General features: G+C 59.7%; 17 protein-coding genes. 7 read left to right on the top strand and 10 right to left on the bottom strand.

The annotated features are described in order from the left end of the window. Positions 1 to 47: 47 nt before the first annotated feature. On the top strand, positions 48 to 614 hold the full coding sequence (locus tag KI613_RS06980; protein ID WP_226404506.1) for a hypothetical protein: 567 nt from the start codon (positions 48 to 50) through the stop codon (positions 612 to 614). 27 nt (positions 615 to 641) lie between these two features. Here KI613_RS06980 and KI613_RS06975 read toward each other — a convergent pair whose 3' ends face one another. Further along, on the bottom strand, positions 642 to 854 hold the full coding sequence (locus KI613_RS06975) for a hypothetical protein (RefSeq protein WP_226404505.1): 213 nt from the start codon (positions 852 to 854) through the stop codon (positions 642 to 644). Between the two features lie 128 nt (positions 855 to 982). On the opposite strand from KI613_RS06975, the gene KI613_RS06970 reads away from it, so the two are divergent. From KI613_RS06970 to KI613_RS06955, 4 genes are all read left to right on the top strand, one after another. Then, positions 983 to 1,366 (top strand): MbcA/ParS/Xre antitoxin family protein, encoded by a 384-nt coding sequence (locus KI613_RS06970; RefSeq protein ID WP_226404503.1) that lies wholly within the window; start codon positions 983 to 985, stop codon positions 1,364 to 1,366. Further along, positions 1,326 to 2,057 carry an RES family NAD+ phosphorylase gene (locus KI613_RS06965; RefSeq protein WP_226404501.1) on the top strand — a complete coding sequence of 244 codons (732 nt, stop codon included), beginning with the start codon at positions 1,326 to 1,328 and terminating at the stop codon, positions 2,055 to 2,057. The genes KI613_RS06970 and KI613_RS06965 overlap by 41 nt, the downstream gene beginning before the upstream one ends. Positions 2,058 to 2,226: 169 nt before the next feature. Continuing rightward, the gene (locus tag KI613_RS06960) at positions 2,227 to 2,574 is read left to right on the top strand and encodes a GFA family protein (RefSeq protein WP_226404500.1); all 348 of its coding nucleotides are present in this window, start codon (positions 2,227 to 2,229) and stop codon (positions 2,572 to 2,574) included. 14 nt (positions 2,575 to 2,588) lie between these two features. Continuing rightward, complete coding sequence (locus KI613_RS06955) at positions 2,589 to 2,960, top strand: VOC family protein (protein WP_226404498.1); 372 nt, start codon at positions 2,589 to 2,591, stop codon at positions 2,958 to 2,960. A gap of 73 nt (positions 2,961 to 3,033) precedes the next feature. On the opposite strand, the gene lolA is transcribed toward KI613_RS06955, so the two are convergent. The 3 genes from lolA to KI613_RS06935 form a co-directional block, all read right to left on the bottom strand. Next, the gene (lolA, locus tag KI613_RS06950; protein ID WP_226404496.1) at positions 3,034 to 3,615 is read right to left on the bottom strand and encodes an outer membrane lipoprotein chaperone LolA; all 582 of its coding nucleotides are present in this window, start codon (positions 3,613 to 3,615) and stop codon (positions 3,034 to 3,036) included. Positions 3,616 to 3,719: 104 nt separating this feature from the next. Beyond that, positions 3,720 to 6,014, bottom strand: a complete 2,295-nt coding sequence (locus KI613_RS06945) for a DNA translocase FtsK (RefSeq protein WP_310492827.1) — start codon at positions 6,012 to 6,014, stop codon at positions 3,720 to 3,722. Between the two features lie 14 nt (positions 6,015 to 6,028). After that, positions 6,029 to 6,694: a Crp/Fnr family transcriptional regulator gene (locus KI613_RS06935; protein ID WP_226404495.1), complete on the bottom strand. Its 666-nt coding sequence runs from the start codon at positions 6,692 to 6,694 to the stop codon at positions 6,029 to 6,031. Between the two features lie 129 nt (positions 6,695 to 6,823). On the opposite strand from KI613_RS06935, the gene trxB reads away from it, so the two are divergent. Beyond that, positions 6,824 to 7,780 (top strand): thioredoxin-disulfide reductase, encoded by a 957-nt coding sequence (gene trxB / locus KI613_RS06930; RefSeq protein ID WP_226404494.1) that lies wholly within the window; start codon positions 6,824 to 6,826, stop codon positions 7,778 to 7,780. 2 nt (positions 7,781 to 7,782) lie between these two features. Next, a complete protein-coding gene (locus KI613_RS06925) occupies positions 7,783 to 8,529 on the top strand; it encodes a Smr/MutS family protein (RefSeq protein WP_226404493.1) in 747 nt (248 codons plus the stop codon). Between the two features lie 87 nt (positions 8,530 to 8,616). Here the strand turns inward: KI613_RS06925 and KI613_RS06920 are convergent, their stop codons facing one another. Genes KI613_RS06920 through rfaD form a run of 6 tightly spaced genes read right to left on the bottom strand, consistent with a single transcriptional unit; the run spans position 8,617 to position 13,885 of the window. Further along, positions 8,617 to 8,955, bottom strand: a complete 339-nt coding sequence (locus KI613_RS06920; RefSeq protein ID WP_226404492.1) for a P-II family nitrogen regulator — start codon at positions 8,953 to 8,955, stop codon at positions 8,617 to 8,619. A 24-nt stretch (positions 8,956 to 8,979) separates the two neighbouring features. Continuing rightward, entirely contained in the window at positions 8,980 to 10,596 is a 1,617-nt protein-coding gene (locus tag KI613_RS06915) for an NAD+ synthase (protein WP_226404491.1), read from the bottom strand. Between the two features lie 7 nt (positions 10,597 to 10,603). Further along, a complete protein-coding gene (gene ppa / locus KI613_RS06910) occupies positions 10,604 to 11,152 on the bottom strand; it encodes an inorganic diphosphatase (protein WP_226404490.1) in 549 nt (182 codons plus the stop codon). A gap of 60 nt (positions 11,153 to 11,212) precedes the next feature. Further along, the gene (locus KI613_RS06905; RefSeq protein ID WP_226404489.1) at positions 11,213 to 11,998 is read right to left on the bottom strand and encodes a 3'-5' exonuclease; all 786 of its coding nucleotides are present in this window, start codon (positions 11,996 to 11,998) and stop codon (positions 11,213 to 11,215) included. Beyond that, positions 11,995 to 12,894 (bottom strand): cysteine synthase CysM, encoded by a 900-nt coding sequence (gene cysM / locus KI613_RS06900; protein ID WP_226404488.1) that lies wholly within the window; start codon positions 12,892 to 12,894, stop codon positions 11,995 to 11,997. The genes KI613_RS06905 and cysM overlap by 4 nt, the downstream gene beginning before the upstream one ends. Then, a complete protein-coding gene (rfaD, locus tag KI613_RS06895; RefSeq protein WP_226404487.1) occupies positions 12,887 to 13,885 on the bottom strand; it encodes an ADP-glyceromanno-heptose 6-epimerase in 999 nt (332 codons plus the stop codon). The genes cysM and rfaD overlap by 8 nt, the downstream gene beginning before the upstream one ends. Between the last annotated feature and the right edge of the window lie 2 nt (positions 13,886 to 13,887).

Raw genomic sequence — 13,887 nt, 5'->3', positions numbered from 1 at the left:
GCGAGCGACGTATCATGGTCAGACCCCACTCCGGATGAGGCCACACCATGATCCAGAATCTGCGCCAGCTTGCCAGCCTGTTCTGCGGGCTTGTCGCCATCACGCTGGCGACACCGGCCACGGCCTGGGAACTGAGTGGCAGCAAGCTCGTCAAGCTGCACACCCGGGATGGCCAGTCGATAGTGATTGGCCATGTAGACTTCACGCCCAAGGGTGAACAAAGCAGCTTCAAGCTCCATCTCGACCACGCCAAACTCAAGGATTTCTTCCTCTCCATGAAGGAATTCAAATGTCTGGAAGGCGAAGAAATTCATTGCCACGTGCCCTATCCCTACGCCAATCCGGGCACGGTGAGCCGAAAAGACCTGCGCTGGCTGGAGCATTCGCTGCTCTTTCTCTACAAGCAGCCCAAGGATTTCGGCGCCCGGCTGTGGAACGGCCTTTACTACGAGATGGTCCTGACTGAAAAAGGCATCGTCGGCACGCCGCAAGCCGTCGATCTCGTCCAGATCGGCGCCCCGCCGGCCGACACCTCGATTCCGCCTTACGGTCCGGGCGATCGCAGCGAAATCCCGCCGGATTCGCGCTGGATCCGCAGCCTGAGCATCGAGTAGGACGACCTCAATCCTGAGCGGAGACGCTCAGTTATCGACCTTCTGCCAGCCCTTCGCCTGCATGCAGGCATGCATCCGGCGCACGCTGGCATTGGTGACCACGCCGTCGGCGGTGGTGTAAACCTGCTGCTTGCAGAAGATTTCGTCGCGCGTGTACTCGCCGTCGAGCGCCCCACGCTTTTCCCAGTGCCACGACGAACAGCCCGCCAAGCCAATGAAGGCAATCATCAGTAATTTCATGGCGTAAATTCTACGCCGATCGTCGCAAAGCCACCCTCGCTACATCGGGCGCTCGTTTATTCAAAAACAACTTTTAATTTTCAATTTATTCTATAGAATAAATACAAGACCCATCACGAAACGCCATCATGCCGACTGCCCTGCAAGCCAACCCGCTCTCCGACCGCTCTCGCGTTCTGTCGACGGCCGTGGTTGAAGCCGCCAGACGCCTCGGGCTGGGTTCCACCGACCTCAACGCCATAATCGGCACGAGCCAGCCTTCGGCCTCGCGCCTGCTCAACGGCAAATATTTCATCCCGGAAGGCAGCAAGACCTGGGAGCTTTCGGCCCATTTCGTCCGTCTCTACCGATCGATTTCCTCGCTGGTCGGCGGCAACGACGATCTGGCCCGGAGCTGGCTCAAGTCCGGCAACCAGGCTTTCGACAACCGCCACCCACTGGAAGTCGTCAAACGCGTCGAAGGCCTGCTCCATGTCTGCGAATACCTGGACGCCCACCGCGCTCGCGTCTGAAGCCCGGCCTTGGTCGGGCAAGGGTTGGCGCGCTGTCGAGGCGCTGCACCGGGTAGCGACGATGACGCTGGTGCACGGCGATCTCGGCGACCAGTCGTTGCTCGAAGATATTCTCGAAGAAGCCAAGCCCGTCCTGCCGCGTGAAGCGAACGGCCTGCACTGGTTGCTCGCCACTCCTTTTCGCTACTGGCCGAAACCGCCCTCCGGCTCGCGTTTCCGGGCACGAACAGATCCCGGCGTGTTCTACGGCGCCGATGAGGAAAAAACCGCCTGCGCCGAATGCGGCTACTGGCGCCTGCGTTTCTGGCTGGACAGCGAAGGCCTGGCCAAGCGCGAAGCGTCGATCCCAATCACCCTCTTCGAATTCCACGGCGCCACGCCGCACATGCTCGACCTGACCCAGCGGCCACTCGTCGCCGACCATGCCATCTGGACCGATCCGGCCGACTACAGCGCCACCCAGAAAATCGCCGGAACCGCCCGTCAGACCGGCATCGAACTGATCCGCTACCAGTCGGTGCGCCATCCTGAAGGCAATTGCCTGGCCATCCTGACGCCGCAGGTATTCAAGGGCGTCGACGAGGCTTTCCGCAACGTCCAGCACGGCTGGACGCTATGGCTCAAGCCGCCCGGCCTGACCGTCTGGCAACGCGAACTGACGCCGGAAAGCCACGTTTTTCGTTTCGCCTGATCAATGGTTTCGTCGCCGGATATTTGCCCCAAAAAATCCGGTCAGACATGGAACCAGTAGGCCTCCGCGCGCTCAAACCAGCGCCGGACTATGCCATTCGCCTTTACCTGCCCGGCAATCCGGCTTTCAATGTTGACTGGCGGCTGAACTTCAACGAGGAGACGCATCGATGATCTACAAAGGAAGCTGTCACTGCGGCAAGGTAGCGTTCGAACTGGAAGGTGATATTGAGGGCGCCGTTGCCTGCAATTGCTCGATCTGTTCGCGCAAGGGCTCACTGCTCTGGTTCCTGCCGCGCGAGAAACTGACCCTGCTGACACCGGAAGACGCGGCCAGCACCTACACCTTCAACAAGCATGTCATCCAGCACCGCTTCTGCCCGACCTGCGGCATTCATCCCTATGCAGAAGGCGTCGATCCCAAGGGGAGAAGCATGGCTGCGATCAATCTGCGTTGTATCGAAGGTCTCGATCTGACATCCATTCCGGTCACTGAATTCGATGGTCGATCTATCTGAATACGGAGGTAATCATGAACAATCCGGTTGGCTGGTTTGAAATTTACATCCAGGAAATGGAGCGCGCGAAAGCCTTCTATCAGGCGGTTTTCGACGTTGAACTGACCCGGCTGGAAAGCCCGCCAGGCTTGGAAATGTGGGCCTTCCCGATGCAGCCGGATAGCTACGGCGCACCCGGTGCCTTGGTCAAAATGGAGGGATGCGGCTCAGGCGACAACAGCGTTCTGGTCTATTTCAGCTGTGCCGATTGTGCCGTGCAGGCGGCAAAAGCCGTCAAGGCTGGTGGCAAAATCCACAAGGAAAAAATGGCCATCGGTCAGTACGGTTTTATCGCGCTGGTCGTTGACACGGAAGGGACGATGATCGGCCTGCATTCGATGCAGTAAGCGAGCCCCCACAACCTTTCAATTTTGGCGGTTTTTTACGGTTGACCGTGGAAATCCTGCGTTCCCGACGGGCTTACTCACCCACCACATCAGCACCGGCTGGCGGGGTGAACTTGAAGGTGCTGGCCGGCAAAGCGGGGTTGCGTTCGATCTTGTTGAAGCGAATATGCGTTGTCTGGCCGAAGCTGTCCTGCAACTCCATAGCTTTGAGGTCGTTGCCGGCAAACCCGAGACGAACCGCCTCAAAGCCGCTGTCGCCAGCCTTCGGGGTGGCTTCGACCCAAGCCAGGCCTTCGGCTTCGCCGGCTTCCTTGAGCGTGAAGTTCTTTTCCAGCTCGTTGCTGCCGGAGAGCAGCGCCGCCGGCGAACCGCCGATGGCTTGGCCCGCCTTGCGCACGGTGACCTGCTGCAGATCGGGATCATGAATCCAGACTTTCTCGCCGTCGCCGACAACCAGTTGGGGATACGGCTTCAAAATCTCCCAGCGCAGCTTGCCCGGCCGCGAAATGGCGACGGTACCTGAAGACTGCTGCGGCTTGCGGCCATTCTTGCCGATGACCATCTGCGAGAAGTCGGCTTTCAGGGTGCGCGTGCTTTTGAGGAAATCATGCAACTGATCGACCGCGCCGGCATGTGCCAGCAGCGGAAAAAGCATGAGTCCTACGGTCAACCGGAATTTTTGGGCAAATTTCATATTTGAAGCTTAGCGGTTTGGCGCGGGCCGTGCTGTTTCAGGGTGTAACAAATTGCAGGAGAAAATCACTCCGCCGGCTTTTTCATGAGCACTTCGCGCCCACCACGGCCATCCATGGTCGATACCAGCCCGGCCTTTTCCATCGCCTCGATAAGCCGGGCCGAGCGGTTGTAGCCGATGCGCAGATGGCGCTGGACGAGCGAAATCGAGGCGCGCTGGTTCTTGAGCACGATATCGACGGCCTGATCGTAGAGCTGATCGCTCTCGGCATCGCCACCGCCCTCACCCGCTTCGCCACCCTCTTCGTCATCGCCGCCGGAACCGTTAAGGATGTCTTCGATGTATTCCGGTGCGCCGGTCGCCTTCAAATGTTCGACGACGCGATGCACTTCGTCATCGGAAACGAAGGCGCCATGGACGCGGGTCGGATAGCCGGTGCCCGGTGCCAGATAAAGCATGTCGCCCTGACCGAGCAGCGCTTCGGCGCCCATCTGGTCGAGGATGGTCCGTGAGTCTATCTTGCTCGACACTTGGAAGGACAGACGGGTCGGGATGTTGGCCTTGATCAGGCCGGTGATGACGTCGACCGACGGCCGCTGCGTCGCCAGCACGAGGTGGATGCCGGAAGCGCGCGCCTTCTGGGCCAAACGGGCGATCTGCTCTTCGACCTTCTTGCCGACAACCATCATGAGGTCAGCCAGTTCGTCGATGATGACGACGATGAAAGGCATCGTTTTCAGCGGCTCCGGCGTTTCCGGGGTGAGCGTCAACGGGTTGGGGATGTGTTCGCCGCGCTTCTCGGCGTCGCGAATCTTGGTATTGAGGCCGGCAATGTTGCGCACACCCATCGCCGACATGAGCTTGTAGCGCTTTTCCATCTCGGTGACACACCAGTGCAGCGCGTTGGCTGCCTGCTTCATGTCGGTGACAACCGGCGCCAAGAGGTGCGGGATGCCTTCGTAGATCGACAGTTCCAGCATCTTCGGGTCGACCATGATGAGGCGCACCTGATCCGGCTCGGCCTTGTAGAGCATCGACAGGATCATCGCATTGACGCCGACCGACTTGCCCGAACCGGTCGTCCCGGCGACCAGCAGGTGCGGCGTCTTGGCCAGATCGGCAACCACCGGCAGACCGCCGATGTCCTTGCCGAGACAGACGGTCAACGGGCTGGTCATGTCGTTGTACGGCTTGCTCGAGATGATCTCGGACAGTTTGACCATCTGCCGCTTGGGATTGGGCAGTTCGAGCGCCATGCACGACTTGCCGGGCACCGTTTCGACGACACGGATCGAGACCATGGCCAGGGCACGGGCCAGATCGCGGGCCAGATTGACGATCTGGGCGCCCTTGACGCCCACCGCCGGCTCGATTTCATAGCGCGTGATGACCGGGCCGGGCATGGCCGCCAGCACTTTCACCTGAACGCCGAAGTCGGCGAGCTTGCGCTCGATCAGGCGCGAGGTGTACTCGAGGGTTTCGGCACTGACCGTCTCGGTGGCCGGCGGCGCCGGGTCGAGCAGATGCAGCGGCGGCAACTGGCCACCGAAGATCGCCTCGGGGAAGAGCGCCACCTGCTTTTCGCGCTCGATGCGCGCTTCGGCTTTTTTTGACACCGGCACTTCGGGCGGCGGTGTTTCGATGATGATCGGATCGTGCAATTCGACGCGCTGCTTTTCTTCCTTGACGACGACTTCCCGCTTCTGCGCGACTTCCTTGCCGATCTGCCGGTCACGCCAGGCATCGACTCGGCCGTAGAAGAAGCCGAGGAAAGTTTCGAGAAAGACGCCAAGTTGCTCGAAAGCCCAGACCCAGGACATACCAGAGAATATGCTCCAGCCAGCCGCCATGACAGCGAGCAGGAACAACGTCGAGCCGGTGTAGCCAAACTGGGTGGACAACACGCGGCCAAGCTCAATGCCGAGCATGCCACCCGGCGCCAGCGGCAGCACGGCCTTGAGCGAATAAAAGCGCAGGGCTTCGAGCGCTGAACTAGCCAGCAGCAGGAAGGAAAAGCCACCGAGCGCAATGAACAGCGGGTGCTGCTTGTGCTCTTCGGGCGAATGATATTTACGGAATCCCCACCAGACGAACATGCCGAGCAGCACGATCCACCACCAGGCGGACAGCCCGAATATATATAGCATCAGATCGGCGATCCACGCCCCGGCGCGCCCCGCCGGATTGTGCAGGGTGGCTGAGCCGACGGCATGCGACCAGCCCGGGTCTTCCTTGCTGAATCCCCACAGCGCCATGGTCAGGAACAAGGCAACGGCACCAACGCCCAACCAGCGCGATTCCTGCAGCAGTGTGCCAATCTTTTCCGGCAGCGGGCTAGGCGCCGCCGCCCGATTCACCATCCGTGCCCCCACTGTCAAGCGACTCCGGGAATGACCAGAATGTCATTCTCGTAACGGATGTAACCGCTCAATTCCAGATCGCGCATGACCTTGCTGACCATTTCGCGCGATGCTCCAATCATTTTCGCCATATCCTGCTTCGACATCTTTTTCTTCACCACACGATTGCCTTCCACGACCTCCGACATATCGAGCAGAAGACGGGCTACACGGCCATAAACGTCGAGCAGGGCCAGGCTTTCGATCTTGCGATCAGCCTCGCGCAAACGCAGGACAAGAATCTTCATGAGCTTCTGGGCGACCTGGAAATTATCCTGCATGCAACGCTGCAGCGAGTCCTTGTCGAGAAACAGCAACTCGCAGGGCTCGGCGGCGACCACATTGGCCGAACGCGGGCTGCCGTCGATCAGACCCATTTCACCAAAAAACTCGCCTGGGCCAAGCCAGGCCAGAATGATCTCGCGACCTTCTTCGTCGGTATTGGTGACTTTCGCCCGCCCGCTGATCAGGACATACAGAGAATCCGTACTGTCGCCGGCCCGCACGACAGAAGCGCCACGTTCGGCACGCTTGCGCCCGGCAACCCTGGAGAGTTTTTCCAGTTCATGCTCGTCCAGCCCAGAAAACAAGGGGACATTGCGCAAGACTACCAAGCTCAAACCACATGGAGTTGCTGACATAAATCAGTTTCCGTTCATAGAGTTACGAAATAATTATAAACCGCTTTCCCAAATTACATAGGAACTTCGGAAAATTTGCAGGCTCAGAGAACGCTATAATTTTCCCATTAATCACCCAAGAGGATGTCCATGTCCCAAAACGCCCGCCACAATCCGCTCATCATTCTCGGTTCCGGCCCTGCCGGCTACACCGCCGCCGTCTATGCAGCCCGCGCCAACCTCAAGCCAGTGCTCATCACCGGCATGGCCCAGGGCGGCCAGCTGATGACCACAACCGACGTCGATAACTGGCCAGCCGATGCCGACGGCGTCCAAGGTCCTGACCTGATGGCCCGCTTCGAAGCCCACGCCCGCCGCTTTGAGACAGACATCGTCTTCGACCATATTCATACCGCCAAATTGACCGAAAAGCCCTTCACGCTGATCGGCGACGCCGGCACCTACACCTGCGATGCCCTGATCATCGCCACCGGTGCTTCGGCCATGTACTTGGGCCTGCCCTCCGAGGAAAAGTTCGCCGGCAAGGGTGTTTCGGCCTGCGCCACCTGCGACGGCTTCTTCTACCGCAACAAGCCGGTCGCCGTCGTCGGCGGCGGAGATACGGCTGTCGAGGAAGCACTCTACCTGGCCAATATTGCCAGCCATGTGACACTGATCCACCGCCGCGACAAATTCCGCGCCGAAAAGATCATGCAAGACAAGCTGTTCGAGAGGGAAAAGGCCGGCAAGATCACCATTCTTTACAACAACGCCGTGGACGAAGTGCTCGGTGACGATTCCGGCGTCACCGGCCTGCGCATCAAAAACACGCAAAGCGGCGCCACGCAGAACCTCGATGTGCACGGTGTCTTCATCGCCATCGGCCACAAGCCGAACACCGACATGTTCGCCGGCCAGCTGAAAATGGATGGCGGCTACCTGATCACCGAGGCCGGTCTCAAAGGCAATGCGACGCAAACCAGCATCCCTGGGGTTTTCGCCGCCGGTGACGTCGCCGACCAGATCTACAAGCAAGCCTGCATCTCGGCCGGCACCGGCTGCATGGCGGCGCTCGACGCCGAGCGTTACCTCGACGCGCTCGCCTGAATTTGATCGACCCGGAAGACCTCGCTGCCTTCCAGGCGGAAGTGGCCGATATCAAGCCACTGCCGCCGGTCAATCGCGTTCAGCTGAACAAGCCGAAGCCGGCAGTACCACCCCGGCCATCGGTCAGCGAAAAAAAGTCAGTCGAGCGGAAAAAGCCGCGCCAGGAAGCTTTGCCGGCGCACTGGAATATTCCCGCCGAAGCGAAGCCGCCAGCCACGCACGATCCAGTCCAGGCCGAATTCCGTGCCGCAATGACCGGCGTCCAGCCGCTCCCCCCGCCCAATCTCGTCGAGCACGGCAAACGGCCACCGCCGCCCCGCCCACTCCAGCATCTTGCCGACGAACAGGCCGCCCTGCATGAAAGCCTGCACGGCTTTATCGGCCTGCAGGATCGCCTGGAAGGCGGTGACGAACCGCATTATTTGCGCACCGGACTGGCTCAGAACGTCCTGCGCGACCTGCGCCGTGGGCGCTGGGTGATCCAGGATGAAATCGACCTGCATGGCCTGAACCGGGATCAAGCGCGGCATCTGCTCGCCGGCTTTCTGGCTGAATGCCTGCACCATGGCAAGCGCTGCGTCCGGGTCGTGCATGGCAAGGGTCTGGGTTCGCCGCAGAAAACCTCCATCCTGCGCCAGCTCGTGCGCGGCTGGCTGGCCCAACGCCAGGAAGTGCTGGCCTATTGCCAGGCCAAGCCGCCCGATGGCGGCGAAGGCGCGCTGATCGTTCTGCTGCGCAACCAGAAATAACGAAGGGCAGCCGAAGCTGCCCTTTTCATTTTTGGCCATTTTTTCCGGTTGACCGCAGGAATGCGATCTTCGGCCGGAAGGCAGCGATCAGATCGCTGCTTCGTTCGTTTCGCCGGTACGAATGCGCACCACCTGCTCGACCGTCGTGACGAAAATCTTGCCGTCGCCGATCTTGCCGGTGCGTGCCGCCTTGATGATGGCCTCGATGGCGGCATCGACGTGATCGGAATTGACGACGATCTCGATCTTGATCTTGGGCAGGAAATCGACCACGTATTCGGCGCCACGGTACAGCTCGGTGTGCCCCTTCTGGCGACCGAAGCCCTTGACTTCGGTGACGGTCAGGCCAGCGATACCGATTTCGGACAGGGCCTCGCGCACTTCGTCAAGCTTGAACGGTTTGATGACAGCTTCGATTTTTTTCATGGGCTGATTCCTCTATGCAGGTTCTTAAAATTCGTCGGAATATCGATTGGTAATAGGATACCGCCAATCCTTGCCAAAACCACGCGGCGTGATGCGGATGCCGATCGGCGCCTGACGGCGCTTGTATTCGGCGATACGCAGCAGACGAACAACCCGGCGCACGGCATCTTCCGGCAGGCCGGCCGCGATGATTTCGCGCGGGCTGCGGTCTTCTTCCATGTAGGCGCGGACGATGGCATCGAGCACCTCGTACGGTGGCAATGAATCTTGGTCAGTTTGATCGGGTTTCAGTTCCGCCGATGGCGGCCGGACGATGATGTTTTCCGGAATCACCGGGTCACCCTGGCACAGCGTATTGCGATAGCGCGACAGGCGATAGACCAGGGTTTTGTAGACATCCTTGATCACCGCGAAACCGCCTGCCATGTCGCCGTACAACGTGCAATAACCAACCGCCATTTCGGACTTGTTGCCGGTGGTCAGCACCAGCGAACCAGTCTTGTTCGAGATGGCCATCAGGATATTGCCGCGAATGCGGGCCTGGATGTTTTCCTCGGTCGTATCGGCAGGCAGGCCGACGAACAGCGGGTCAAGCATGGCACCGTAGACGTCCATGGCCGGCGCGATGGCAATCTCGTCATAGCGCACGCCGAGGACGCGGATCATCTCGCGTGAATCGTCGAGGCTCATCTGCGCCGTATAGGGCGACGGCATCATCACTGCCCGCACCTTGTCGGCGCCCAGCGCATCGACGGCAACACAGAGCGTCAGCGCCGAATCGATGCCGCCGGACAGGCCGATGATGGCCCCCTTGAAACCGGTCTTGCCGATGTAGTCACGGACGCCGAGAACCAGTGCCTGGTAGGCTTCGGCCTCGACCGACAGCTCGTCGGCCAGTTGTTCGGAATGCAGCCGGCCGGCCTCGAAATCGACAAAGCCCAGCGCTTCTTCGAAGGCGGGCAGGCGCATGCAACAATTTTTCCGGGCATCGAGCGCGAACGAAGCGCCATCGAAGACCAGTTCGTCCTGGCCGCCGACCAGATTGCAATAAATGGCCGGAATCCCCGTGGCGTCGATGCGGTCACCAAGCACCTGGGCGCGTTGCTGATGTTTTTCGAGATGGCAGGGCGAGGCGTTGAGAACGAGTAGCAGTTCGGCCCCTGCTCCACGCGCCAGTTCGGCGGCGCCCTCTTCCCAGATATCGGCGCAGATATTGATGCCACAACGGACGCCACCCAGCGTCACGACGCAGGCTTCGCTGCCCGACTCGAAATAACGCTTTTCGTCAAAAACTTCGTAGTTCGGCAGACGAATCTTGCGGTATACCGCAATTTTCTGGCCGTTTTCAATGACTGTCGCCGCGTTGTAGCGGCGGCCTTGGTGTTCTTCCGGATGGCCGACGATGACGGCAATGCCATCGACCCTGCTGGCCAGATCATCGAGAGCCCGGTTGCAGGCCCGATAAAAATCCGGGCGCAGCAACAGGTCTTCCGGCGGATAGCCGCACAACGCCAGTTCCGGCGTCAACAGCACCTGGGCGCCGCGGGCTTTCGCCTCGACGGCGCACAGGATGATGCGTTCGACGTTGCCCGTCAGGTCACCGACAGTGGCGTTGAACTGGGCAACGGCGATACGCAGCATGACGTGCTTAGTAAGCCGGCTTGTCTTTCGCGTCGTTGTAACGCTGAATGCCGGTCAGAATCTCATTACGGGCTGCATCAATGCCTTCCCAGCCATTGACCTTGACCCACTTGCCCGGCTCGAGATCCTTGTAGTGCTCGAAGAAGTGGGCGATCTGCTTGCGCAGCAGTTCCGGCATGTCTTCGTAGCTCTGGACGTCCTTGTAGAGCGGGGTCAGCTTGTCGACCGGCACGGCCAGCAGCTTGGCATCCTCACCACCTTCGTCGGTCATCGACAGCTGACCGAGCGGGCGGCAGCGCACGACGACACCCGGCGGCAGGGAGAACGGGCTGACCACCAGCACGTCGACCGGATCGCCATCACCGGCGATGGTGTGCGGGATGTAGCCGTAGTTGCAGGGATAGTGCATCGAGGTCGACATGAAACGGTCGACGAAAATCGCGCCGCTTTCCTTGTCGACTTCGTATTTGACAGGATCGGAATGGGCCGTGATTTCGATGATGACATTGAAATCGTTGGGCAGGGACTTGCCGGAGGGGACGTTGTTAAGAGCCATCGTTATCTCTCTGCGGTTGGGTTTTAGAACTTGTAATTATAACGTTGAGGCAGCGCTTATTTACTGCCAGGCAGCGAGAAACTCATGCCAATGTGGAGCACCGATCCGGGCCAGCTGAGCCTTGACGAAATCGCACTCGGCCAGCTCTTCGGCGGCGGTCAGTTCGCCGCGCATGCGGCGGAAGCGGTTGTAGACCAGATAGGTATTGATAACATCGGTCTCACAGTAATCGCGAATCTCGGCGCTCTTGCCTGCCTGCCAGGCTTCCCAGACCTTGCCACCATCCATGCCGAGCTTGCCGGGAAAACCGTAAAGCTTGGCCAGGTCGTCGAGCGGCGCGTTGGCGCGGGCGTTGTAGAGGGCCAGCAGATCCATCAGATCAAGATGGCGCATGTGGTAGCGGCTGATGTAGTTGTTCCACTTGAAATCACGCGAATCGGCGTAGTCGCCGTCGCCGAGATCCCAGTAGCGCGGCGCCGCCACACCATGCAACATGCCGCGGTAATGCAGCACCGGCAGGTCGAAACCGCTGCCGTTCCATGAAACGATCTGCGGCGTGAACTTCTCGATGCCATCGAAGAAGCGCTGGATGATGGCTCCTTCGTTGAGGTCAGGCTCGGACAGCGACCAGACTTTGAGCCCCTCGCTGGTACGCAGCACGCAGGAAATGGTGACGATGCGCTGCAGGTGCAGTTGCAGGAAGTCATTGCCGGTCTTGGCGCGTCGCTGCTGGAAGGCAAGTTCGGCGACTTCATCGTCGGAAAGGCCATTTGGCAGGTCGTTCAGGCGGCGCAAACCGGCCACATCGGGGATAGTCTCGATATCGAAGACGAGAACTGGCTTCATGCCGGAAATACGCCCGTCGACAGGTAGCGATCGCCGCGGTCGCAGACGATGGTGACGATCACGGCATTTTCCAACTCCTGCGACAGGCGCAAGGCCACCGCCAATGCCCCGCCAGAGGAAATGCCGGCAAATATGCCTTCTTCCATCGCCAGTCGGCGTGTCATGACCTCGGCATCGGCTTGGCTGACGCTTTCTACACGGTCAACCCGATTTTTATCGAAAATCTTAGGCAGGTAAGCTTCCGGCCATTTGCGGATGCCAGGTATCTGGCTGCCTTCTTCCGGCTGGCAACCGACGATCTGGATGGCCTGATTCTGCGTCTTGAGGAAAGCTGACGTGCCCATAATCGTGCCAGTCGTCCCCATGCTGGAAACGAAATGCGTGATCTTGCCATCGGTGTCGCGCCAGATTTCCGGGCCCGTGCCTTCGTAATGAGCCAGCGGATTATCCGGATTGCCGAACTGGTCGAGGATGATCCCCTTACCTTCATCACGCATTTTTTCGGCCACGTCGCGGCACAGTTCCATGCCGCCATCTTTCGGCGTCAGCACCAGTTCGGCGCCGTAGGCACGCATGCTCTGCCGGCGCTCAACACTCTGGTTCTCGGGCATCACCAGAATCATCCGGTAGCCCTTGATCGCCGCGGCCATGGCCAGCGCGATGCCAGTGTTGCCGGAAGTCGCCTCGATCAGCGTGTCGCCCGGCTTGATGTCACCGCGCGCTTCGGCGTGGGCAATCATTGACAGCGCCGGGCGATCCTTGACCGAACCGGCCGGGTTGTTGCCTTCGAGCTTGGCGAGAATGACGTTATTACGTTTGTCGTTCTCGGCGCCAGGGATCCTTACCAGGCGAACCAGCGGCGTGTTTCCGACAAAATCCTGCAGGGTTTTATACATTTTTATGGAGCCACTCGATGTATTGGGAGACGCCCTCCTCAACCGTGGCCATCGGCGCAGCGTAGCCGGCGTCGCGCAGGCGCGTCAGATCGGCCTGGGTGAATGCCTGATACTTGCCCTTCAGCGCCTCGGGGAAGGCGACGTATTCGAGCAAACCCTGTGCCCGAAGTTGGTCGAGCCCCAACGGCGCTTCGCTTTTTGCCTTCCGGCAGCCGTTGACCGCTGCCACCGCGACGTCGTTGAAACTCTGCGCCCGACCGGACCCGAGATTGAAGATGCCGGACTTTTCCGGGTGATCGAGGAAAAACAGATTGACCTTGGCGACATCGCCAACGAAAACGAAATCGCGCTGCTGACCGCCATCCGGGTAACCGTGCGAACCTTCGAACAGCTTGACCTTGCCGTCGGCGCGGAACTGGTTGAAGTTGTGGAAGGCAACCGAAGCCATGCGCCCCTTGTGCGTTTCGCGCGGACCATAGACGTTGAAATAGCGGAAGCCAACGATCTGCGACGACGGATTCTGCGCCAGTTTCTGGCGAACAATCTGGTCGAAGAGAAACTTCGAGTAACCGTAAACGTTGAGCGGCCCTTCGTACTGGCGCTCTTCCTTGAAAACGTTGCTGGCGCCGTAGGTCGCGGCGCTGGAGGCATAGAGGAACTGGACATCCTGATCGAGACACCAGTCGAGCAGAATGGAGGAGTAACGGAAATTGTTCTCCATCATGTAGCGACCGTCAGTTTCCATGGTGTCCGAACAGGCACCCTCGTGAAAAATGGCATCGATCTCGCCATCGAAATGGCCGGCCTGAATGCGTGCGATGAAATCGTTCTTGTCTATGTAATCAGCAATTTCGCAGTCGATCAGGTTCCTGAACTTGTCGGCCTTGGTCAGGTTGTCGACCGCGATGATCTTGGTTACGCCGCGCTCGTTGAGCGCCTTGACAATATTGGAACCAATGAAGCCGGCAGCGCCGGTAACGACTGTGTACATGA

Origin of the sequence: Ferribacterium limneticum (genome assembly GCF_020510585.1) — a bacterium.
Classification (GTDB): Bacteria; Pseudomonadota; Gammaproteobacteria; order Burkholderiales; family Rhodocyclaceae; genus Azonexus.
The sequence above is the reverse complement of the archived record's forward strand: the minus strand, read 5'-3'. Positions and strand labels throughout refer to the sequence as shown.

Coding starts and splice junctions, on each gene's coding strand:
- KI613_RS06980 (WP_226404506.1), top strand. CDS start 48: ATGATCCAGAATCTGCGCCAGCTTGCCAGCCTGTTCTGCGGGCTTGTC.
- KI613_RS06975 (WP_226404505.1), bottom strand. CDS start 854: ATGAAATTACTGATGATTGCCTTCATTGGCTTGGCGGGCTGTTCGTCG.
- KI613_RS06970 (WP_226404503.1), top strand. CDS start 983: ATGCCGACTGCCCTGCAAGCCAACCCGCTCTCCGACCGCTCTCGCGTT.
- KI613_RS06965 (WP_226404501.1), top strand. CDS start 1,326: ATGTCTGCGAATACCTGGACGCCCACCGCGCTCGCGTCTGAAGCCCGG.
- KI613_RS06960 (WP_226404500.1), top strand. CDS start 2,227: ATGATCTACAAAGGAAGCTGTCACTGCGGCAAGGTAGCGTTCGAACTG.
- KI613_RS06955 (WP_226404498.1), top strand. CDS start 2,589: ATGAACAATCCGGTTGGCTGGTTTGAAATTTACATCCAGGAAATGGAG.
- lolA (WP_226404496.1), bottom strand. CDS start 3,615: ATGCTTTTTCCGCTGCTGGCACATGCCGGCGCGGTCGATCAGTTGCAT.
- KI613_RS06945 (WP_310492827.1), bottom strand. CDS start 6,014: ATGGTGAATCGGGCGGCGGCGCCTAGCCCGCTGCCGGAAAAGATTGGC.
- KI613_RS06935 (WP_226404495.1), bottom strand. CDS start 6,694: ATGTCAGCAACTCCATGTGGTTTGAGCTTGGTAGTCTTGCGCAATGTC.
- trxB (WP_226404494.1), top strand. CDS start 6,824: ATGTCCCAAAACGCCCGCCACAATCCGCTCATCATTCTCGGTTCCGGC.
- KI613_RS06920 (WP_226404492.1), bottom strand. CDS start 8,955: ATGAAAAAAATCGAAGCTGTCATCAAACCGTTCAAGCTTGACGAAGTG.
- KI613_RS06915 (WP_226404491.1), bottom strand. CDS start 10,596: ATGCTGCGTATCGCCGTTGCCCAGTTCAACGCCACTGTCGGTGACCTG.
- ppa (WP_226404490.1), bottom strand. CDS start 11,152: ATGGCTCTTAACAACGTCCCCTCCGGCAAGTCCCTGCCCAACGATTTC.
- KI613_RS06905 (WP_226404489.1), bottom strand. CDS start 11,998: ATGAAGCCAGTTCTCGTCTTCGATATCGAGACTATCCCCGATGTGGCC.
- cysM (WP_226404488.1), bottom strand. CDS start 12,894: ATGTATAAAACCCTGCAGGATTTTGTCGGAAACACGCCGCTGGTTCGC.
- rfaD (WP_226404487.1), bottom strand. CDS start 13,885: ATGTACACAGTCGTTACCGGCGCTGCCGGCTTCATTGGTTCCAATATT.